This window comes from Pseudomonas sp. NPDC078700 (assembly GCF_044542375.1).
Classification (GTDB): Bacteria; Pseudomonadota; Gammaproteobacteria; order Pseudomonadales; family Pseudomonadaceae; genus Aquipseudomonas.
Genome location: NZ_JBITUI010000004.1, coordinates 124,419 through 144,697, shown reverse-complemented (window position 1 = coordinate 144,697; position 20,279 = coordinate 124,419). Strand labels below are relative to the sequence as shown.

The 20,279-nt window shown below is 55.6% G+C and carries 19 protein-coding genes; 5 read left to right on the top strand and 14 right to left on the bottom strand.

Features of this window, described 5'->3' with window-relative positions; translation table 11 throughout:
• Window positions 1–121 precede the first annotated feature (121 nt).
• From ACIGCM_RS14825 to ACIGCM_RS14810, 4 genes are all read right to left on the bottom strand, one after another.
• Complete coding sequence (locus tag ACIGCM_RS14825) at window positions 122–745, bottom strand: hypothetical protein (protein ID WP_397502854.1); 624 nt, start codon at window positions 743–745, stop codon at window positions 122–124.
• On the bottom strand, window positions 742–1,521 hold the full coding sequence (locus ACIGCM_RS14820) for a DUF2092 domain-containing protein (protein ID WP_397502853.1): 780 nt from the start codon (window positions 1,519–1,521) through the stop codon (window positions 742–744). Before ACIGCM_RS14820 ends, ACIGCM_RS14825 begins: the two co-directional genes overlap by 4 nt.
• Window positions 1,522–1,609: 88 nt before the next feature.
• On the bottom strand, window positions 1,610–1,843 hold the full coding sequence (locus tag ACIGCM_RS14815; protein WP_397502852.1) for a DUF2789 domain-containing protein: 234 nt from the start codon (window positions 1,841–1,843) through the stop codon (window positions 1,610–1,612).
• A gap of 81 nt (window positions 1,844–1,924) precedes the next feature.
• The gene (locus ACIGCM_RS14810; protein ID WP_397502851.1) at window positions 1,925–2,407 is read right to left on the bottom strand and encodes a GreA/GreB family elongation factor; all 483 of its coding nucleotides are present in this window, start codon (window positions 2,405–2,407) and stop codon (window positions 1,925–1,927) included.
• A 169-nt stretch (window positions 2,408–2,576) separates the two neighbouring features.
• Here ACIGCM_RS14810 and ACIGCM_RS14805 point away from each other — a divergent pair, with 169 nt between their 5' ends.
• Window positions 2,577–2,807, top strand: coding sequence for a hypothetical protein (locus ACIGCM_RS14805; protein ID WP_397502850.1), 231 nt, complete (start codon window positions 2,577–2,579; stop codon window positions 2,805–2,807).
• 42 nt (window positions 2,808–2,849) lie between these two features.
• Here the strand turns inward: ACIGCM_RS14805 and yccS are convergent, their stop codons facing one another.
• Window positions 2,850–5,030, bottom strand: coding sequence for a YccS family putative transporter (gene yccS, locus ACIGCM_RS14800; protein WP_397502849.1), 2,181 nt, complete (start codon window positions 5,028–5,030; stop codon window positions 2,850–2,852).
• Window positions 5,031–5,248: 218 nt separating this feature from the next.
• Here yccS and ACIGCM_RS14795 point away from each other — a divergent pair, with 218 nt between their 5' ends.
• The 4 genes from ACIGCM_RS14795 to ald all read left to right on the top strand — a co-directional run bounded on the left by ACIGCM_RS14795 (window position 5,249) and on the right by ald (window position 8,514).
• The gene (locus ACIGCM_RS14795) at window positions 5,249–5,782 is read left to right on the top strand and encodes a TetR/AcrR family transcriptional regulator (protein WP_397502848.1); all 534 of its coding nucleotides are present in this window, start codon (window positions 5,249–5,251) and stop codon (window positions 5,780–5,782) included.
• Window positions 5,783–5,831: 49 nt separating this feature from the next.
• Window positions 5,832–6,512: a glutathione S-transferase N-terminal domain-containing protein gene (locus ACIGCM_RS14790; protein ID WP_397502847.1), complete on the top strand. Its 681-nt coding sequence runs from the start codon at window positions 5,832–5,834 to the stop codon at window positions 6,510–6,512.
• 18 nt (window positions 6,513–6,530) lie between these two features.
• Window positions 6,531–7,265 (top strand): glutathione S-transferase N-terminal domain-containing protein, encoded by a 735-nt coding sequence (locus ACIGCM_RS14785; protein WP_397502846.1) that lies wholly within the window; start codon window positions 6,531–6,533, stop codon window positions 7,263–7,265.
• A gap of 127 nt (window positions 7,266–7,392) precedes the next feature.
• The gene (gene ald, locus ACIGCM_RS14780) at window positions 7,393–8,514 is read left to right on the top strand and encodes an alanine dehydrogenase (protein ID WP_397502845.1); all 1,122 of its coding nucleotides are present in this window, start codon (window positions 7,393–7,395) and stop codon (window positions 8,512–8,514) included.
• Window positions 8,515–8,538: 24 nt separating this feature from the next.
• Here ald and ACIGCM_RS14775 read toward each other — a convergent pair whose 3' ends face one another.
• The 9 genes from ACIGCM_RS14775 to ACIGCM_RS14735 form a co-directional block, all read right to left on the bottom strand.
• Entirely contained in the window at window positions 8,539–10,392 is a 1,854-nt protein-coding gene (locus ACIGCM_RS14775; RefSeq protein WP_397502844.1) for an SLC13 family permease, read from the bottom strand.
• A gap of 260 nt (window positions 10,393–10,652) precedes the next feature.
• Window positions 10,653–11,837: an NAD(P)/FAD-dependent oxidoreductase gene (locus ACIGCM_RS14770; protein ID WP_397502843.1), complete on the bottom strand. Its 1,185-nt coding sequence runs from the start codon at window positions 11,835–11,837 to the stop codon at window positions 10,653–10,655.
• A gap of 97 nt (window positions 11,838–11,934) precedes the next feature.
• Window positions 11,935–12,396, bottom strand: a complete 462-nt coding sequence (locus ACIGCM_RS14765) for a DUF302 domain-containing protein (RefSeq protein ID WP_397502842.1) — start codon at window positions 12,394–12,396, stop codon at window positions 11,935–11,937.
• 103 nt (window positions 12,397–12,499) lie between these two features.
• On the bottom strand, window positions 12,500–13,879 hold the full coding sequence (dbpA, locus tag ACIGCM_RS14760) for an ATP-dependent RNA helicase DbpA (protein ID WP_397502841.1): 1,380 nt from the start codon (window positions 13,877–13,879) through the stop codon (window positions 12,500–12,502).
• A 128-nt stretch (window positions 13,880–14,007) separates the two neighbouring features.
• Window positions 14,008–15,429 carry a multidrug transporter subunit MdtD gene (gene mdtD, locus ACIGCM_RS14755; protein WP_397502840.1) on the bottom strand — a complete coding sequence of 474 codons (1,422 nt, stop codon included), beginning with the start codon at window positions 15,427–15,429 and terminating at the stop codon, window positions 14,008–14,010.
• Between the two features lie 123 nt (window positions 15,430–15,552).
• Window positions 15,553–17,250 (bottom strand): choline dehydrogenase, encoded by a 1,698-nt coding sequence (gene betA, locus ACIGCM_RS14750; protein ID WP_397502839.1) that lies wholly within the window; start codon window positions 17,248–17,250, stop codon window positions 15,553–15,555.
• 124 nt (window positions 17,251–17,374) lie between these two features.
• Window positions 17,375–18,847: a betaine-aldehyde dehydrogenase gene (gene betB / locus ACIGCM_RS14745; RefSeq protein WP_397502838.1), complete on the bottom strand. Its 1,473-nt coding sequence runs from the start codon at window positions 18,845–18,847 to the stop codon at window positions 17,375–17,377.
• 250 nt (window positions 18,848–19,097) lie between these two features.
• On the bottom strand, window positions 19,098–19,688 hold the full coding sequence (gene betI / locus ACIGCM_RS14740) for a transcriptional regulator BetI (protein ID WP_397502837.1): 591 nt from the start codon (window positions 19,686–19,688) through the stop codon (window positions 19,098–19,100).
• A 131-nt stretch (window positions 19,689–19,819) separates the two neighbouring features.
• Window positions 19,820–20,128, bottom strand: coding sequence for a putative quinol monooxygenase (locus ACIGCM_RS14735; RefSeq protein ID WP_397502836.1), 309 nt, complete (start codon window positions 20,126–20,128; stop codon window positions 19,820–19,822).
• Between the last annotated feature and the right edge of the window lie 151 nt (window positions 20,129–20,279).

Genomic DNA, 20,279 nt, shown 5'->3' with positions numbered 1-20,279 from the left:
CAGAGTTCAAACAATACAAGTTTTAAGCCAGTAGCCCGCTTGGCGCTGACGCTGCGCTGTATGAAAAAAGCGTCATACAGCCTAGGCGTCGACGTTGCCTATCAGTGCGGCAACGGCCGGTTTACGGGTTATCGACCACCACATAAACCACGGTGTTGTTGTTCCACTGTGGCTGGTAGTACTGGTTATTGCAGTAGTAGTACTCGTTACCGTAGCGATACACCTGTTGGCAGTTGGGCGGTAGGGTATTGATCATCGAGCCGATGGCCAGAACCGTGCCGGTGACAATGGCTGCAGTGGCAACTGGGTGGCGGTGGTCGACATCGACGTCAATATCCCAATCGCCCCGGCCATTATGGTCAACGTCGATGTCCACATCGTCATTCCAGCCCCAACCGTGATGGTCGACATCAATATCAACATCGCGATTTTGATTGTAGTGGTCTCGGTTGACGTTGATGTTGTTATTAATATTGACGTTGTTATTGTTGTTCACCCGATTATTGTTGGCCTTGGGTTTGATGTCTCGGCTTGGGCTGCGCTGCACATTATTATTGACGGGGCGACTCACGTTACGAGATGGCTGAACCCGAGGTTGGCTCGCCGCTCGGGCATGACTTACCGAACTGTGTGCTCTGACCCCACCCCCGCCGCCGTGGCCAGCCAGGCGAGCGGCATCCGCCAAAGGCGCGGCCAGAATGAGCAGTGACAGGGTCGCGCCGCCAAGGCACTTGACTGTGATCATGGCTGTGGCTCCTTCTTCGGTGCTGCACGATCAGTGGTGAAAGGGATGCGGGTGGCATCCTTGTCGGCAACGAAGGTGAAGTGATCGGCGGCAAATGTGGTGTCTGTCTTCCACTTCATGGTTGCCTGATATTGCGGATCACCCAAGGTGTAGCGTGTGGTGATCACCAGCTTGCAGGGTAAGGCCTGCTGGCCTTGGCTGACCCAAAGTTGCCAGTCGACGGACGCCTCGCGAAATGCCAAGTGATCGCAGGTTTGCCCGTCAATCTGCTCACTGCCGACAAGCAAGCCGCGCTTAACCCCATCAAGAAGCTGGTCTTGCAGGCTTTGGCTGAGAAAGTCGGTCAGGGGGATTTCGACATCATGCTCAATAAGCCCGCTCACCACTTGGCTCAACGTCGAGGGAGCGGGGGTCTGCGCGTAATAGCCCTCTGCGGGGCTGGATAAGGTCAGGGTTTTGCCGTCGTAGACAATGAGTCGCGGTGATTCACCGTCAATCTGCGCGCGCAAGTGCATGGGCGGTTGCACATCAAGGGTGGCCTGGGCGTTGTGTTGGAGCTTGTAGCCGTAGTCGAGGACTTCATCCTGGCTTGACTGCACATTGACGGAGTACTGCTTGAGCGCGCGCAAGCTATCACGCATGCGCTCATAAACCGCGCGGGCTTCAGCTGTTACAGCCGGTTCGGTGGGGGCTTGGCTTTCGGCTGCCAGCGCCAGCGGGCCAAACATCGCCAAGCACAAGGCCAAGCACAGTCGCGTTCGACGTGGGACGTTCATACAGGCTCCAGCGATCAAAGTGGATAGCTGTATGAGCGTAGCCCAGCATTGCTTTAGCTGTTGTTGGTCGTGGTGGTAATTTGCAGGGCTAGCCGCGAAGCATCAAGTTCAGTTGATCAACGACTTCGGCCCAGTCGGCGTCTTCACGTATCTCTTCACGTAGAAAGGCCGCTTGGGCTTTGTTCCAAAAACTCGCCTCGGCCAGCACGCAGTCTTCTGGTAGGGGGGAGTGGGTGCTGATAAAAGCGTCAATGCTCGCCGGGTCATTGTCCAAACCCAGTTGGGCAAACAGTGATGGAAGATCGTGAACAGGCTGTTCCATGATGTTCTCCGGTAATAAATAGGGGCGCTGCACTGAGACAAATGCGGCAGTTCACATAAGGCTGCCTAAAAGGTGGAATAGTTATTCGACCCACATAATCTCGAAGTGTTGCGTGCTATTGGCAATTTTCAAGCTGACGTCGTCCCCGACCGTTTTGCCAAACATGGCTTTACCGAGCGGTGCATCTTGGCTTATGACCTGAATGGCCTGCCCATCATGCAGCAGTTTCATGCTTGCGCCGTTAGGGCCTAGCAGCAGTAGCTGTTCATGACCTTGTTCATCCGCCAGACAAATAAGTGCGCCGAGTGCGATAGCGGATTCTTCAGCAAAAGGGCGAAGCTGCAATTGCCGCCAGTTCGCAATAGTTTGGCGGATGTCTGCAACCCTGCGTGCTTGGCCCGTGGCCAAATAGGCCGCTTCAAGGCCCAGCGTATCGTATTTATTTTCGGCAATATTCTCTTCATGGGTCGCGGTTTCATGGGCCACTTGTGCTGCATGCACCGCCGTCTGCAAATCTGCCTCAAGGCGCGCTAGCACCTGGTGTTGCAGCAATGATTTATCCATAAGGTTTGGCTACTAAATAAAGGGCTTGGAACAGTCGCTCAGGGTAACGGAAATACGGCATCTTGAACCAAGGTCTAGTGCTGGGGCTGTTCCTCCAGCCCCAGGCTTATGTCATCGTGACTCACCGCATAAAAGACTGCGCTGGAGATGCCCAGCCGGAGGATGTTTGATGGATCTGTTACGTGCAATAGGTTTTTGTTTTTTAGGTGTAGTGGTGCCGTTGGGCGCACTGCTGGCGAGCAACCCTTCAGCAATCGCGCAGTGGTTGTCTGAATTGTTCGGCACAGATGTTACCCGCGCTGCACTGGGTATTGGCTTTTTAGCCTTGGCAGCCATTTGCTTAAAAATCGATCTGACCATTCGCCGTCGTGCGCAGGCGTCCAAAGCAAGGCTCGCCTAGCTTTTGTGAGTGGCGCTATACGCAGATAACGGCCGTGCAGGCTTAGCTTGGGGTTTTAACGCCTTTGAGCAGGTGCGCTGACGCGGTGCGAATTGGCCCCAGTTGTCGGCAAATGAGTGCGAGCTGGGTTTGGACCAACCGCTGCTGGTCGTCCAACTCCTCGGGGATCTGTTCGAGCTCAAGGGCAAGTTGCTCTTCGGCGTCGCTATGGATCGCTACCCCGGTTTTCTCAATCAACCCTTTGGCAATTTCATCGAGACTGGCCGCCAGTTGCTCGGCACTGGTGAGTAGGTAGTGTTGGTTTTCATTGAGCTGAATTTCGCCGCGGTGTGCGCCTAAACCCGAGAGATAGCTGAGCAGGGTGTGCGACAGCACCAAAAAGCGAAAGCCCATATCAGACTCTTTGCGAAAGTGCCCCGGCTCCATCAGCATGTTAGCCAGAGTGGTCGACAGCACCGCATCGGCATTGTGCGCGTTGCGTCGCGCCAGCCGGTAACTCAGGTCATCACGCTTGCCTTGGGCATACTGCTGGATAATCTGGCGTAGATAAGTGCTGTTGCAACTCAGCGTGGTTGCGACCATGCGGTTGAGGCTGCGGCCTTGCCAATCCGGCAGAATCAAAAATACCGCCAAACCGGCGATTAGACTGCCGAGCAAGGTGTCCACCAAGCGCGGAATAAACAGCCCATAGCTGTTGCCCACCTGATTGAAACAAAACAGCACCAGCAGGGTGATAGCAGCGGTTGCCAAGGTATAACGGCTGGTCCGGGTGGCGAAGAAGGCAACACCGGCTGCCACGGCAAACAGCGATTGGATCAGGGGACTTGGGAACAGATCAAACAGTGCCCAGCCAATCAACAAACCGAGCACCGTGCCGCCAATCCGTTGCACCAGCTTGCGCCGCGTGGCCCCATAGTTGGGTTGGCAGACAAACACCGTGGTCAGCAAGATCCAGTAGCCTTGAGCAGGGTGAATCCAGTTGAGCACGCCATAGCCCACCGTCAGCGCAATCGCCAGGCGTAAGGCGTGACGAAAGAGGAAAGAGTTAAGCGTGAGCTGAGCGCGAAAGCGGTTGAGCACTTCTTTGAATGACTGCGGTTCACGGTCAAGCAAACTGCTGTCTTGCTCGTCAGCCAGTGCATCTGGGTTGCTGGCATTACTGAACAAATTGTCCAGGGTGCCGAGATTATTGGCCAGTGCATTGAGCGAACGTAGTAAATGACGCCGTGCTGGATTGGCTTGTTGTTGCAGGTACTCAAGCGAATCATGCAAATCGCTCAGGGCTTGGCTGCACAGCTCGCGAAACAGAAATGGCTGGCGCAGCTCGACCGCTTCAGCCAGCCGCTCGCAGGCCTCGCCGTGCAGGCGCAACAGGCGTTGGCAGCGAAACATCACATCGCTGTGAAAGAAGGCCTCGGCCAGCTCGTTGTAGGGATAGTGCGAGGAGCTGGCGCGTTCATGAATGTCTTGGGCGAGAAAGTAGAGTTTTAAGTAGCGGCTGACTTTGCGTCCTGGGCGGCCATTACCCACTCTGTGCAAGATTATTTCTTTGGTGGCATTGAGTGCGGCGACGACTTGACCGTTTTGTTTGGCCAGCGCCAACCTTCGCGCCTCTACATCAAGCTGACGCAATGGCTCGAATAACGCTGACTTAAGCTTCAGGTAGCGGCTCAGCTCACGAAATAACCTGGCCAAGCTCACTTGCACCGGTTGATTGGAAAATATCGCGTGCCAAATCACCGAGAGCAAACCGTACCAGGCGGCACCGGCAACCAAGAGTAAAGGCTGCAGGATAGAACCGCTGGCACCACCGCGTTGCTCCACGCCGATCATGCTGTAAACCGCCAGAATCAAGGTGGCGGAGCCGAGGGTTGCATAGCGTTCACCCAAGGCACCGAGCATGGTCAGCGAGAAGGCGGAGGCGGCCAGTGCTGCAGCGAATAACCAGGGGTAGGGGAAGACCCACTCAACCGTAAGCGCGGCTGCGCTGAAGCAACACAGGGTGACCAGCAGTGCGGTCAGTCGGCCTTGCCAGCTGTCATCGGTCTCAGCCAAGGCGCTGGCGATAACCCCAAGAAACAGTGGGATGAGTGCATGCATTTGGTCTTGCGACCAGCACAGGATGAGGATCCCGCTCAGTGCGATAAAAACGCGCAGGCTGTAGCTAAATTTGTCCAATGCCCAAAGGCGGCGCAAAGATTGGCGTACTGAAGGGCGAGTCATCGGCTGGCCTTGCTGCATAAGTGGTTGCAGATTAACGGATCACTAATGACGAGTGCTATGGGCTAAGCGATACAAGTATCGCATTCTGGGTGCTCCATGGCGCAATCAACAGGCTGAAACGAGCTGGACTTGAAATTTAGAACCGATCGGTTCTAAATACGCAAATGAATCGTGGACGCCCTAAATCTTTTTGCCCCGAGCAAGCCCTTGAACGTGCCATGCAAGTGTTTTGGCAGCGCGGCTATGAAGCCACATCGCTGCAGGACTTGCTCAGTGCAACCGGCTTGTCGAAAAGTAGCTTTTATCAAACCTACCCCAGCAAGCAGGCATGGTTTGAAGCTGCATTCGCCTATTACTGCCACAACCGCCAGGCGCTGCTGCTTGAGTTGCTTGAGCAGTCGGCCTCGCCGCTTGAGTACATTCGCGCTCGCCTGATCGGCGTGCTTGATGACGATGGTCTGGATGGCATCCCCCGCGGTTGCATGCTGGTTAATGTGGCCAATGAGTTTTCACTGAATCAGCCCACTGTTGTTCACCAGGTGAAAAGGGCCACTGAAGGCTTTTCACAGGTGTTAACCATTGCGCTTAAGCGGGCTCAGGCTCAGGGCGATTTGAGTGCCCAGGCCGACACCGAAGCCTTGGGGTTTTTCCTGCAATGTGTCATCAGTGGTTTGCGTACGCAGGTGAAGTCAGGCCTGTCGGCCCAGCAAATTGAATCAACCGTCGATAACGTCATGGGCACATTGCGCTAATTTTTTTGCAAAAATATGGACTGAGTGGTCCTTAAATAAGGAGCTGGGCATGTTGGAATTATTCGAGCTACGAGGTGCTGATTCAGAGGTTTTATTCTCGCCATATTGTTGGCGAGTACGCCTGGCATTGGCGCATAAAGGTCTGCCATTTAGCGGTAGCGCGCTGCGTTTTATCGACAAAGAGCCGCTGGCGTGCTCGGGTCAAAAACTTGTGCCGGTCATCCGTGATGGTGAAAAAGTGGTGAACGACAGTGTGGCCATCTTTGAGTATCTGGACGCCACTTACCCTGAGAAAACCCTATTGGGTGACAGCCTGGCTGCTAACCGCGCGCGCTTGTTGGAGAAGCTCATTTTCACGGCCGTGCGCATGCCGCTGTTGAAGATCTTGGTGCCACGGGTATTCGCGGCAATTGATGAGGCAGATAAAGACTACTTTCGCAGCAGCCGTGAACAAGCCCTTGGCATGACCTTGGAAGCCTTTGCCGACAGGCAGGCCGGTATTGATGCGTTTGTTCCGGCAGTTGCCCCCCTTGAGGCTTGGCTTGAAAAGCAGCCATATCTGGATGGTGACCAGCCAGCAGGTACTGACTACTTAACCGCGGGTTTGTTCTTTTGGGCCTGGTGCCTAGGTGAGCAGCCATGGCCAGCGGGCTCTGCTGTTGATGCCTGGTTTCAGCGCATTCTGAAGCAGTATGAAGCCCAGTTCGGCCCCGTAAAACGCGCCGTTTAGACTGATAGGAGTTAACCCATGATCGACCTGTACTACTGGACCACACCTAATGGTCACAAAGTCAGTATCTTCCTTGAAGAGACGGGTCTGAAGTATCAGGTCCGACCGGTGCATATTGGCAAAGGCGAGCAGTTTGCGCCTGATTTTTTAAAAATTGCGCCCAATAATCGTATCCCGGCCATTGTCGATCATGATCCTGCCGATGCGGGTGAGCCGCTGGCATTGTTTGAGTCGGGTGCGATCCTTGAATACCTTGGAGATAAGACGGGCCAGTTTTTGCCGCGCACACTGCGTGAACGTACCGAGGTCTTGCAGTGGTTGCACTGGCAGATGGGCGGCCTCGGCCCAATGGCCGGGCAGAACCACCATTTCAATCGCTATGCGCCTGAGCCGATCCCCTATGCCATCGAGCGCTATGTAAAAGAGACAGCGCGGCTCTATGGTGTGCTTGATCGCCAGCTTGAGGGGCGTGATTACGTTGCCGCCGAATACTCCATTGCCGATATGGCCATCTACCCCTGGGCGAAAGCCTGGGAAGGGCAAAAGCAAGAGATTGCTGACTTTCCTAATATGGCCGCTTGGCTTGAGCGTATGGCCGGGCGGCCGGCTGTACAGCGTGCTTATGCCTTGGTTGAAGAGGTCAACCCTGATCCGGATGCGCTGCTCTCGGCGCAGGCGCGCAAGTTGTTGTTCGGTCAGGACAGCGCGGTGGAGTCGCGCAGCTTGCCAGAGGGCTCTGACAAAGCTGATTAGTGTGGAATTAACCCAGCTTTCAGGCGTTTTAACTGAAATCAGCGGCTAATTCAGATGGTTGGGTGCGTCAGGTTTTCTAAACTAAATAGGACACCCTACTGACTCACCCGACCTGCTGGAGGTGGCTATGCGCATTGGCGTACCCAAAGAAATCAAAAACCATGAATACCGTGTTGGCCTTACACCCCATTCGGTTGCCGAATTAACCGGCTTGGGCCATGAACTCTTGGTGGAAACCCAAGCTGGCGCTGCGATTGGATTTAGCGATGAGGATTATGTCGCCGCGGGTGCGCAGATACTGGCCAGTGTTGATCAACTGTTTGCTGATTCGCAGATGATCGTAAAGGTTAAGGAGCCACTGGCAGTTGAGCGTGCTCGGCTTCGGCCCGAACACACCTTATTTACCTATCTGCATCTTGCCCCGGACCGCCCGCAAACTGACGATCTGATGGCCAGTGGGGCCACTTGTATTGCCTACGAGACCGTAACCGATAGCTTGGGTCGTCTGCCGTTGCTGGCGCCCATGTCTGAAGTTGCCGGGCGCATGTCGATACAGGCCGGCGCAAACTGCCTTGAGAAAGCCAGGGGTGGGCGTGGTGTCTTGCTTGGTGGCGTACCGGGCGTTGCGCCAGGCAAAGTTGTAATCCTCGGCGGTGGCGTGGTCGGCAGTCATGCCTTGGCGATGGCGGTGGGTCTTGGTGCAGATGTCACGGTGCTGGATAAAAGCGTCGATGCCTTGCGCCGGCTTGACTCGCAATACGGTAACCGCATCACCACCTTGTATTCGACAGGTTCCACTTTGCGCGAGCAAATACTGGCAGCTGATTTGGTGATTGGTGGGGTGCTGATTCCTGGTGCCGCAGCGCCTAAGCTGATCACTGCTGAAATGGTCAGGCAGATGCAGCCAGGCGCTGTGCTGGTGGATGTCGCCATTGACCAAGGCGGTTGCGCGCAGACCTCGAAAGCCACAACCCACGCAGACCCGACCTATGTTGTTGATGATGTGGTGCACTACTGCGTCGCTAATATGCCCGGCGCTGTTGCCCGTACTTCGACACTGGCACTGAACAATGCGACCCTGCCATTCGTGATCGAGCTTGCGCAAAAAGGCGCACGTCGTGCCCTCGAAGAAAACCCCCATCTGTGCAACGGCCTGAATGTCGCCAAAGGCATGATCACCTGCGCCAGTGTGGCCGAGGCGCTTGGCCTGGAGCATCACTCAGCCGCCAGCGTGCTTGAGCACCTTTGATTCTGGTGTTCTTGGGCTTGGCCGTTACAGCGGCCAAGCCCAAAGCAGCATCGGTACACTGACCAGCACCACGACAATTTCCAGCGGCAAGCCGAGACGCCAGTAATCACCGAAGCGAAAGCCGCCGGGGCTGAGAATCAAGGTGTTGTTCTGGTGACCAATGGGTGTGAGGAATGAGCAGGATGCGCCAATGGCTACCGCCATCAGTAACGCGTCTGAGTTAACGCCAAGCTGATTCGCCAAACTCAGTGCAATTGGGCACATCACCGCGGCGGTGGCTGCGTTGTTCATAAAGTCTGACAACGTCATGGTGACGATTAGCAGCACAGTTAACACCACAATGGGCTGCCCTTGGGCGATGTGTTCCATTAACAGGCGGGCCAGTAAGTCAGCAGCACCCGTCGAAGACATCGCTCCAGCCACCGGAATCAAGGCACCGAGTAGCACAATCACCGGCCAGTCGATTGACTCGTAGAATGAGCGCAACGGCACAACGCGCATCACCATATACACCAGCACACCACAGGCAAAGGCCACTGCAGCGGATAATATGCCGAAGGCGGACAGGGCTATTGCGCAGATCATTACGCCAATGGCTAATCCGGCCTGGCCTGGGTTGGGAATGCTGATGGCGCGATCGGCCAAAGGTACGCAGCCATAGTCTGCGGCAAATTCGGCAATGTCTTCTGGCAAGCCTTGCATGAGCAGCACATCAGCGCTCTGGATTTGAGTTGAGCGAAGACGTTTTATCGAGCGATGGCTTTGTCTGGAGATTGCCAACAGGTTAATTGAGTAACGACTGCGCAGCCTTGTGCCGCTGGCTGTATGACCGATCAGTTGCGCATCCGGCCTGACCAGCAACTCTTGAAGGACACTGGCTTCGCCATTGTCCTTTTTCTCAGGCTCTGCATTCTCTGCTTCGTTTTTGTCTTTTTCGGTGCTGGGTTCGCGCTCGTTTTTGGGGTCTGCTTCTTTGTTCTTTTTGGCCGTATCGCTGGCCTCCAGAGTCAACCCAAGGTTGCTCAACACGCTGCCCAGTGCCTCGGGCTCGGCCTCAATGACCAAGACATCATCTATCTCAAGCACCCGTCGTGGGTTAGGGGCTGACAGGCGCATTTTGTTGCGCACCATTGCCACCACCTGCGCGTCGACTTCCTCCAGTGATTGCTCAACTTCACGAATGGTTTGACCAATGGCTTTGCCGCCCTTGAGGACACGGGCTTCTGTGAGGTAAGTGCCGGTTTCAAAGCTGGCTGCGTTGCCGACCTGACGCTTTGGTACCAGCCGCCAGCCAATCAGCACAATAAAGGCTATGCCGCTTATCGCAACGGCAACGCCGACCGGACTAAAGTCAAACATGGCAAATGGGCCTGCATCGGTTTTCGCGCGGAAGCTGGAAACGATCAGGTTAGGCGGTGTACCAATTAGAGTGGTCATGCCGCCAAGGATGGTGCCAAAGGCCAGTGGCATCAGCACCCTGCCTGGAGGAATGGATTGTTTATTGGAAACCTGTAAGGCGATCGGCATCAGCAAGGCGAGCGCGCCAACGTTGTTCATAAAGGCAGAAAGCATCGCGCCTAAGCATGTGAGTGCTGCCATCGTTGTAATCGGCCCGGCTTTACTGGGGATTACCCGCTGCGCCAAGGCATCAACCGCACCGGTGATTTGCAGGCCGTAGCTCAGCACCAGTACGCAGGCAACAGTGATTACCGCGGGGTGGCCGAAACCGGCAAAGGCGTCTTTGTCCGGCACCAAACCGCAGATAACACAGGCTAACAACGCACCCAGAGAGACAATGTCGTGCCGCCAGCGACCCCAGATAAATAAGCCCATGGTTAGGGCGAGAATGGCGAAGATCAGTCCTTGGTCTTGGGTCATGTAGCGATCAATCCTGTGCAGGTCGGACAGCAGTCAGCGAGACACTCTTGCTACAAATACGCTATGGCGCTTCTTCAACAGGTAACAAACGACGGGAGTACCAAGCCTTGAGTCGCAATTGAGCGCAGTATCAACGGCTCCGTATTACCTGGCGCAATGGCTTTTAAGATGTTCTTCCGTCTACTACAGCAGATTGCGCAACATGACCGCAGTTCCGCGGCGCATCACTTATTTGAAACGAAATTGCTTAAGGAGCCTCGTCAGACGTATTGCGCGGCTGCGTAGCCAGAGGCCCAAGCCCACTGAAAGTTAAAGCCGCCCAGATGGCCGGTGACGTCCAATACTTCGCCGATGAAATACAGATTAGGCGACTTCAGTGATTCAAGCGTCTTCGATGAAACCTCGCGCGTGTCGACGCCACCCAAGGTAACCTCCGCCGTGCGGTAACCTTCAGTGCCAGCGGGCACAAGCTGCCAGTCGGACAGCGCCGCCGCAATGTGCTTAAGCTCGCCAGGGGTGTATTGCTTCATTGGTTTAGAGGCAAACCAGCCATCGGCAAGCAAACCGGCCATTTTTTTAGTGAACAGCTCAGCCAGTAAGGTTTTTAATTCGCTATTGGGGCGCTCGCGTTGTTGGGTGGCGAGCCATTCAGGCAGGTCGATATGCGGTAATAAGTCGATGCTGATGCTGTCGCCGGGTTGCCAGTATGAGGATATCTGTAAAATCGCCGGGCCACTCAGGCCACGATGGGTAAACAGGATATTCTCCTTAAAGCTGGTGCCATTGCAGCTCACTACACAGTCTTCAACCGAGGTGCCGGACAGCTCGGTGCACAGCGTTTTCAGCTGTGGATCGGTGATGGTGAATGGCACCAACCCGGCTCGGGTTGGCAGTAGCTCATGGCCAAATTGTTTGGCAACCTGATAGCCAAAGCCGCTGGCACCCAAGGTGGGAATGGAAAGCCCACCAGTGGCAATGACCAAGGACTCGCATTGCACGGGACCGAGCGAGGTTTGCAGGCTATAGCCATTTGCCTGCTTGCTGATGGTTTGGACTGATGTGTCGAGGCGCAGATCGACGCTGACGGCTTCGCATTCAGCCAAGAGCATCTGCAGAATGTCGCTGGATTTGTTGTCGCAAAACAGCTGGCCGAGTTTCTTCTCGTGATAAGGCACGCCATGCTTGGCAACCAAGCCGATAAAGTCCCATTGGCTGTAGCGCGCCAAGGCAGATTTACAGAAGTGCGGATTGCCGGAAAGAAAGTTGCTCGGCTCGCAATACATATTGGTGAAGTTGCAGCGCCCGCCGCCTGACATGAGGATTTTCTTGCCGGCTTTGTTGGCGTGGTCCAGTAGCAATACGCTGCGCCCCCGGCCAGCAGCAGTCAGGGCGCACATTAGACCGGCAGCACCGGCACCGATGATGACAACATTTGCAGCGAGCACAGCAGCTTCCTCAACCTAAACTTCGCGCCAAGCAGTGGCGCACAATTCGCGCATATTACCCGAAGGCGCTATGCGCGTATCGCGAGGTTGAGATCGACTACTGTGCTTTAAGTGCGATTGACTCGTGTGCCACTGCCTGCAACACAGCTTGCAGCTTGGCAACTACGGGGCACTGGCTGGCGTCATGGCGTTTGGCGAGATAGGCCTGGTCGTTGTAACCGAGCCACACCTGACCTGCCTGATCTTGCCAGACCAGTATTTTAAGCGGCAGATCAATGCCTGACGTCTGCGCGCAGAGCATCAGTGGCGTGCCGCCTTTGGGGTTACCAAAAATCAACAACAGGGTTGGCCGCAGGGTTGTGCCTATCTTGGCGGCCCCGGCGCTGTGGTCAATTTTGGCAAAGACAGTCAGCTCGCGTGCGCTAACAGCCTGCTCAACGCGCTGCATCGTTTCGCTGGGGTTGTAAGGGCTTTTGAGGCTGATTAGGCCCTCGGCTGCAACGCTTATGGAGCTAAGCGTCAGCAGGACTAAAGCGGTCATAAGTTTAAACGGGTGCATTGGCTGCTCCTTCCTGATCGGATGGGTATAGAGTGAGCAGCCTAGGCTTTGTTTCAAGCTTGCAAGTAAGGCAGGTTGGGCCTGAGATTAAGAACCAACTGGCTCAGAGTGCGCGAACGCGCAGCGAGCGGCCTTTGATTTTGCCATCGTTGAGGCGCTTAAGTGCCTGCTTGGCCAGGCTGCGTTCGACGGCTACATAGGCCTGGAAGTCGAAAATCGCGATCTTGCCGACCTGAGTGCCGGGAATACCTGCATCCCCTGTCAGCGCGCCGAGAATATCACCGGGGCGCAGCTTATCTTTACGGCCCGCCCCAATGCACAGGGTTATCATCGGCGGCTGCAGCGGTTCTCCACCCAGTGCTTTCAGGCTGCTCAGCGGTTGCCAGTTCAGTGCGCCTTGCTGGAGTTTTTCAATAGCCTGGGCGCGGTGTGCTTCAGGCGGTGCAACCAGGCTTACGGCAACGCCTTTGGCTCCGGCGCGACCTGTACGGCCGACGCGGTGGATATGGGTTTCAGAATCGCGGGCCAGTTCGACATTGATCACCATGTCGAGGGCGTCAATGTCCAAGCCACGGGCTGCCACGTCGGTGGCCACCAGAACGCTCAAGCTACGGTTGGCAAACATCGCCAGCACTTGGTCGCGGTCACGTTGCTCCAGATCGCCATTCAGGGCACCTGCGGAGATGCCAGCGGCGGTCAAGTGATCGACCACTTCTTGGCATTGCTGCTTGGTGAAGCAAAAGGCAACGGCAGATTCAGGGCGGGCACTGGCCAGCACCTTAACCACTGCGTCCATGCGCTCTTCGGGGGAGATCTCATAGAAGCGCTGCTCAATTTGCGTGTCATCGTGCAGGGCTTCAGCTTTGACCCGTTGAGGGTCGCGCATGAATGCCGCAGACAATTGTTTGATCGCGCTCGGGTAAGTGGCCGAGAACAGCAGCGTTTGGCGGCGATCAGGGGTGTGGCCGATGATTTCGGCGATGCTGTCGTAGAAGCCCATGTCGAGCATACGGTCGGCTTCATCGAGAATCAGGGTATTGAGGCCGTCGAGCTTCAATGTCCCTTTGGCCAAGTGCTGTTGAATGCGCCCCGGAGTGCCGACGATGATCTGCGCGCCGTGCTCCAGCGAGCCAATTTGTGGGCCGAAAGGCACGCCGCCGCACAAGGTCAGCACTTTGATGTTATCTGCACCACGGGCCAAGCGGCGAATCTCTTTGGCCACTTGGTCGGCCAGCTCACGCGTTGGGCACATGACCAGTGCCTGGCAGCCAAAGAAGCGCGGGTTAAGTGGGTTGAGCAAGCCAATGCCGAAGGCGGCGGTTTTACCACTGCCGGTTTTAGCCTGGGCAATCAGGTCCATACCCTTGAGAATCACCGGCAGGCTCTGCGCTTGAATCGGGGTCATCTGGGCATAGCCGAGCGACTCGAGATTCGCCAGCATGGCGGCAGAGAGCGGTAGCGATGAAAAGGCGGTGTTAGTCACGGTACAGACCTGCAAAAACGAAATGTCGCGCAGTGTAACAGGTGCGGGCCCCAGCGCTGTTGCTGGACCGACCGAAGTACCTGAAATAGTCAGTTGCCAGTGAAGTTTTTAAAAGTGCGCCTTAGGACTTAGTCATTCTGGTCCAGCTCTGGATTAGCCCGTCTTGGGCTGCGGCCCTCGGCTGGAGCCAGTTGAAGGAAAATCGCAGCGGCAAACATCGACAGTAAACCGATGCACAAGTAAGTGGCTTTGAATGCCCAGATAACCCCGTCGGGATTGCCCTTGTTCTCCGCTGTAAAACCGCTCAATAGCGCCGCTGCTGCTGCAATCCCGATACTCATCGACAGTTGCACCACAACCGAGAGCAGGCCATTGCCACTGCTTGCCTCGTCATCTCGCAAGTCGATCAGGGTTACGGTATTCATCGCAGTGAATTGTAGGGAGTTGAAAGCACCTATAAGTGACAGTTGAATGATTAATTGCAGCGGTGAGCTATCACCGTCAACCAAGGCCATGCTGGCGATGAGTGCACCGAGCAGCAGGGTATTGCCGGTGAGAATGCGCCGGTAGCCCAATCGGTCAATCAGGGGTTTGGCCAGGGGTTTCATGATCATCGCGGCGAGCGCCAGCGGGATCATGCTCATGCCCGCTTGCGAGGGCGAATAGCCCATGGCCAATTGCAACAGCAGTGGTGTTAGAAACGGCAATGAACCGCTGCCCAAGCGAGCGAACATATTTCCTAAAATACCGACTGCGAAGGTGCGGGTATTGAATAGCTTGGGTGAGAACAGGGCGTTCTCGGTGCGACCAGCGCGTAACCAATAAGCGGCTAAACACGCCAAGCCCCCCAATAACAACAGTAGCACCCGCACATGGGCCATGCCCAGCTCACCCAAGCCTTCAAGGGCGATGGTGATCAGCACCATCGATGCGCCGAACAAGGTAAAGCCAATAGCGTCAAAGCGTGTGCGTTCAGGGCCGCGCAAATCCGGCATTAAGGTGAATGCAGCCCAGCAACCGACCGCACCGACGGGTAGATTGATTAAAAATATCCAGTGCCAACTGGTGTACTCAACTAACCAGCCGCCCAATGTTGGGCCTATCAACGGGCCGAGCAGGCCGGGCAAGGTGATGAAGCTCATGATCCTGACCAAGTCGCTGCGTGGGTATGCGCGCAGCACCACCAAGCGTCCGACAGGCATCATCAGCGCGCCTCCAAGTCCTTGGATAACACGAGCGCCGATCAGCATGTTGAGCGATTGCGAAAGCGCGCAAAGCAGTGAGCCGAGGCTGAACAGCAAGATGGCCCCAAAGAAAATCCGCCGGGTTCCAAAACGATCGGCAATCCAACCTGATGCCGGAATCAACAAGGCCACAGTGAGCATGTAGGCGATGACCACAGACTGCATGCGCAGCGGGTCCTCAGCTAAATCATGGGCCATGCTCGGTAGAGCAGTATTGAGAATGGTGCCATCGAGCGTTTGCATAAAAAACGCAATGGCAACAATCCAGGGCAACAGGCGGGCAGTGCGGGCGTCAAGCGGCAACATAATCGACCTCAGTCACAGCAATGGCTACAACTGTAATTCAATATTGCCTGTGGTGCTGGCAATGCTGCGCGATTATTCAATCACTGATTGGCATGCAGAGCGCCTGCTCGGGTGTGGTCCGCGCTACCGGGCTGATGCTGCGCGCATGGCAGGCCCACGTACTGCTGCGCCATTGGCGACAAAGTAGGGCGCATTGCTACGGGGCAAGGGCGTTCGTCCACGAATCTTATCGGCGATCTTCTCGGCCATCATGATGGTTGGGGCATTGAGGTTGCCGGTGGTGATCAACGGCATGATTGAGGCATCGATTACGCGCAAGCCCTGCAGGCCATGTACCCGGCCCTGACCGTCAACCACCGCCATGTCGTCTTCGCCCATCTTGCAGGAGCATGACGGGTGAAATGCAGTCTCGGCGTGCTCGCGGATAAAGGCATCAAGTTGCTCGTCACTGGTGACATCTACGCCCGGACTGATTTCGCGGCCACGGTATGGGTCTAGCGCAACCTGCGCCATGATCTCGCGGGTAATGCGGATACCGTCGCGGAACTCCTGCCAATCCTGTTCATGCGCCATATAGTTAAAGAGGATACTCGGATGTTGGCGCGGGTCTTTTGACTTGGCGCGCACCCGGCCACGGCTTGGTGAGCGCATGGAGCCGACATGGGCCTGGAAACCGTGCTCATTGACGGCATTGCTGCCGTTGTAATTAATTGCCACCGGCAGGAAGTGGTACTGAATGTTAGGCCACTCGAATTCTTCCCGCGAACGAATAAAACCGCCCGCCTCAAACTGGTTGCTGGCGCCGATACCGCTCCCCATAAACATCCATTTGGCACCAATCATCGGCTGGTTCCACAGCTGTAGGGCAGGGTAGAGGGATACCGGCTGCTTGCAGCTGTATTGCAAGTACATCTCCAGATGGTCTTGCAGGTTTTCGCCGACGCCGGGCAGGTCGTGAACGACAGGAATATCCAGCTCTTTGAGCAACTCGGCCGGACCAACCCCGGAGCGCTGCAGAATTTGCGGTGAGGCGATCGCGCCGCTGCACAGCAGCACTTCCCGGCGCGCCCTAACCGTAACCGGGGTATTGCTGTCGCCCTGTAAATAGGCAACGCCCGTTGCGCGTTTGTCGCTGAACATAATTCGATCGGTCAGGGCGTGGGTGACAATCGTCAGGTTGCTGCGCGCACGGGCTTGATCAAGATAACCCCGTGCAGTGCTGGCGCGACGCCCTTTGGGGGTTACCGTGCGATCCATTGGCCCAAAGCCTTCTTGCTGGAAGCCATTGAGGTCATCGGTACGTGGATAACCCGCTTGCACGCCCGCCTCAATCATTGCGTTGAATAATGGGTTGTTGCCGGTTTTTGGGGTGCATACGCTGACCGGGCCTTCGCCACCGTGATAAGCATTCGCGCCGATATCGCGGGTTTCTGCCTTGCGGAAATACGGCAGGCAGTCAAGGTAGCTCCAGTCTTCGAGGCCAGTATTTTTCGCCCAGCCGTCATAATCCATGGCGTTACCGCGGATATAGCACATGCCGTTGATCAGCGATGAGCCGCCTAAGCCTTTGCCGCGGCCACATTCCATGCGGCGGTTGTTCATATGGGGCTCAGGGTCGGTTTCATAGGCCCAGTTGTAACGTCGCCCTTGCAGTGGAAAGGCCAGCGCAGCAGGCATTTGGGTACGAAAATCCAGGCGGTAGTCCGGGCCGCCCGCTTCCAGCAGAAGCACGCTGACATCGCTGTCCTCAGTCAGGCGGGTGGCTAAGACGTTGCCGGCAGAGCCAGCGCCAATGATGATGTAGTCAAATTCTTGATTCATGATCTGTACCTGCGGTGCGACGGTTGCTATGACGCTGAAATGCACAGGCTGTGCAGCTTTCAGAGTCGTTCTAAGTGGCGGTTGCGGGCCATTGAGTACGGCAAATGACCCTTGTTTATGGCACTTAGAAAACTGAGGCGTAGTCGCCCAACTCAACTTGAACCGACTTGATGCGCGTGTAATGAGTCAGGGTGCTCAGACCGTTCTCGCGGCCAACCCCAGACTGCTTGTAGCCGCCGACCGGCATTTCGGCGGCAGATTCGCCCCAGGTATTGATCCAGCAAATACCGGCTTCAAGCTTGTGGATAACGCGGTGAGCACGGTTGAGGTCGCGGGTGACGATGCCCGCGGCCAGGCCGTAATCGGTGGCATTGGCACGGCGCACCACTTCATCTTCGGTGTCGTAAACCAGAATGCTCATGACCGGGCCGAAGATTTCTTCGCGGGCGATGGTCATGTCATCGCTGCAATCGGTGAAAACAGTCGGGGCTACGTAGGTTCCTTTGGCAAACTCGCCGTCGGTTACACGTTCGCCGCCGCACAGTAAACGAGCGCCCTGCGCCTTACCGGTTTCGATATAACGCAGCACGTTGTCCATGTGAGCTGTGCTCACCAACGGCCCGAAGTTGGTGTTTTCGTCTTGCGGGTCGCCCAAGCGAATGCGCTTAACGCGTTCGACAATTTTGTTCTCAAAACGCGATTGCAGCATGCGCGGGACAAACACCCGCGTGCCATTGGTGCACACCTGACCGGAGCTGTAGAAGTTAGCCATCATGGCAATGTCGGCGGCGCGATCGAGGTCAGCATCTTCAAAAATGATCAGCGGTGATTTGCCGCCGAGCTCCATGGTTACGTCTTTCAGCGAAGAGCTGGAGGCGCTGGCCATGACCTTCTTGCCGGTGGTCGTGCCGCCGGTGAAGGACACTTTGGCGATGCCCGGGTGCTCGGTTAGCATTTGCCCAACTGTACTGCCGCTGCCAGTGAGCACGTTGAATACACCGTCAGGAACCCCGGCTTCGGTGTAGATCTCAGCCAGTTTTACTGCGCTCAGGGAGGTGACTTCACTGGGTTTGAAAATCATTGCGTTGCCGGCAGCCAAGGCCGGTGCAGATTTCCACATCGCAATTTGGATCGGGTAGTTCCAGGCGCCGATACCGGCAACTACGCCCAGGGGTTCGCGGCGGGTGTAAACGAATGAAGTGTCGCGCAGCGGAATTTGCTCGCCTTCAATGGCTGGGATCAACCCGGCGTAGTACTCCAGCACATCGGCACCGGTGACGATATCGACAAAACGGGTTTCAGACAGCGGCTTGCCGGTGTCGAGGGTTTCCAGTTCGGCCAGTTCATCGTTGCGCTCACGCAGAATATCGACAGCGCGGCGCAGGATTCTTGAGCGCTGCATTGCAGTCATCGCAGCCCAGACTTTTTGCCCCTCTGTCGCGCTGGCAACGGCGTTGTCCACATCCTGTTGATTGGCGTGTTGAATATTGGCGAGCACTTCACCTGTGGCGGGGTTGATGCTTTCGAATGTTGAAGCGCTACTGGCGTTTACGTAACGGCCGCCAATATAGAGTTTCTGGTCTTCGAATCGAGCCATGGGAAATCCTCTTTATTCTGTTCTGTTCTGTGCAAGGCAGGCTGATGGCGTGAAGCGCCATGGCCAGAGATGTCGGCGCTGTAGCAGTAGTGGTTTAACTGCGCAGATTGAGCCGAAAAAGATGAAACTAGGCTACGTTATTTTTATTGAACGTTCAATCAATAAAAAGCCTGGAGGCGACCGAAACTGCTCTGTTAGCGACAGCAATTACGGGGCTTGCAGGGGGATTCAGGCGATGTTTGGGTGCCGGTTAGACAGCTTCACCGAGTTGCATATCGAGATAGTCGTAGGCGATGTTAAGCGCTTGCTGGGTGTCAAAACCCTCGCCGGATAACGCACCGCGTAACCATAAACCATCGATCAGTGAGGCCAGGCCACGAGCAGAAGTGCGGGCCTGATCTTGCGGTAAAACCCGGCGAAACTGGCCACACAGATTTGAGTACAAACGATGATCGTTGACCCGCTGCAAACGCTGTAAAGAGGGTTGATGCATGCTGCTGGCCCAAAAAGCCAGCCAGGTTTTCATGGCTGGACCGTTGACCTGGCTGTCATCAAAGTTACCGTCGATGATTGCCCGCAGGTTCTCTCTCGGGCTGTTGTCCTTGAGGGCGCTGCGACGTGAACGCACGGCGTCGCTCAACGCCAGCATCAAGTGGCGCATGGTGGCTTCTAGCAAGCCATTCTTGTCTTTGAAGTAATGGCTGATGATGCCGTTGGAAACCCCAGCCAACTTGGCAATATAGGCAATGCTGGCGTCGCTCATGCCGACTTGATCAACAGCTTCAAGGGTTGCGGCAATGAGCTGTGAACGACGGATCGGCTGCATTCCGACCTTGGGCATTTGAAACTCCAGCAGGTGCTTATAAGGATTTGCAGTCTAGGGCTGTTTTTGTTGATCGATCAATCAATATTAGTGTTGTTGAGCGACTTGATTGGCATTTTGACAACAGCGCTGTTGCTCCACCGTCGCGGTTAAACAGGCTGTGCGATCACCGGTTCGATCATGCGTACCTCGAGCTCGCGACTCAGGTAATTCATTCGTTGTTCATGGAATTGGCGCATATGGGGCAGGGCTACATGACTGTCGAATGCGGCTTGATCCTGCCAGACCTCGTAGAAGCTAAAGCGTGTTGGATCTTGCGGGTCACGAAGCATGTGGTATTCAACGCAGCCACTTTCAGCACGGCTGGGGGCGATATAACCCCTGAATAACTCAGCAAAAGCTTCGGACTGGTCAGGGCGAGTGTAGGCGTCAAGGATAAAGGCGTATGGCTTGCTCATAAAGAGGCGCTCAATCAAGGGATGATTGCTGAACTTTAAAGCAGTAAATCGGGTTTTATTCGTGATTTTTAGTCAAATGCTATTTGCTTCTGGGCCTATTTTTCAATAGGCGAGGGCTCTCTAAACTGGGCGCAACTAAAACTTACGGAGT

What these genes read in the sequence shown, in the direction of transcription:
- ACIGCM_RS14825 (WP_397502854.1), bottom strand. Translation starts at nt 745, where the DNA reads ATGATCACAGTCAAGTGCCTTGGCGGCGCGACCCTGTCACTGCTCATT.
- ACIGCM_RS14820 (WP_397502853.1), bottom strand. Translation starts at nt 1,521, where the DNA reads ATGAACGTCCCACGTCGAACGCGACTGTGCTTGGCCTTGTGCTTGGCG.
- ACIGCM_RS14815 (WP_397502852.1), bottom strand. Translation starts at nt 1,843, where the DNA reads ATGGAACAGCCTGTTCACGATCTTCCATCACTGTTTGCCCAACTGGGT.
- ACIGCM_RS14810 (WP_397502851.1), bottom strand. Translation starts at nt 2,407, where the DNA reads ATGGATAAATCATTGCTGCAACACCAGGTGCTAGCGCGCCTTGAGGCA.
- ACIGCM_RS14805 (WP_397502850.1), top strand. Translation starts at nt 2,577, where the DNA reads ATGGATCTGTTACGTGCAATAGGTTTTTGTTTTTTAGGTGTAGTGGTG.
- yccS (WP_397502849.1), bottom strand. Translation starts at nt 5,030, where the DNA reads ATGACTCGCCCTTCAGTACGCCAATCTTTGCGCCGCCTTTGGGCATTG.
- ACIGCM_RS14795 (WP_397502848.1), top strand. Translation starts at nt 5,249, where the DNA reads ATGCAAGTGTTTTGGCAGCGCGGCTATGAAGCCACATCGCTGCAGGAC.
- ACIGCM_RS14790 (WP_397502847.1), top strand. Translation starts at nt 5,832, where the DNA reads ATGTTGGAATTATTCGAGCTACGAGGTGCTGATTCAGAGGTTTTATTC.
- ACIGCM_RS14785 (WP_397502846.1), top strand. Translation starts at nt 6,531, where the DNA reads ATGATCGACCTGTACTACTGGACCACACCTAATGGTCACAAAGTCAGT.
- ald (WP_397502845.1), top strand. Translation starts at nt 7,393, where the DNA reads ATGCGCATTGGCGTACCCAAAGAAATCAAAAACCATGAATACCGTGTT.
- ACIGCM_RS14775 (WP_397502844.1), bottom strand. Translation starts at nt 10,392, where the DNA reads ATGACCCAAGACCAAGGACTGATCTTCGCCATTCTCGCCCTAACCATG.
- ACIGCM_RS14765 (WP_397502842.1), bottom strand. Translation starts at nt 12,396, where the DNA reads ATGCACCCGTTTAAACTTATGACCGCTTTAGTCCTGCTGACGCTTAGC.
- mdtD (WP_397502840.1), bottom strand. Translation starts at nt 15,429, where the DNA reads ATGTTGCCGCTTGACGCCCGCACTGCCCGCCTGTTGCCCTGGATTGTT.
- betA (WP_397502839.1), bottom strand. Translation starts at nt 17,250, where the DNA reads ATGAATCAAGAATTTGACTACATCATCATTGGCGCTGGCTCTGCCGGC.
- betB (WP_397502838.1), bottom strand. Translation starts at nt 18,847, where the DNA reads ATGGCTCGATTCGAAGACCAGAAACTCTATATTGGCGGCCGTTACGTA.
- betI (WP_397502837.1), bottom strand. Translation starts at nt 19,688, where the DNA reads ATGCCCAAGGTCGGAATGCAGCCGATCCGTCGTTCACAGCTCATTGCC.
- ACIGCM_RS14735 (WP_397502836.1), bottom strand. Translation starts at nt 20,128, where the DNA reads ATGAGCAAGCCATACGCCTTTATCCTTGACGCCTACACTCGCCCTGAC.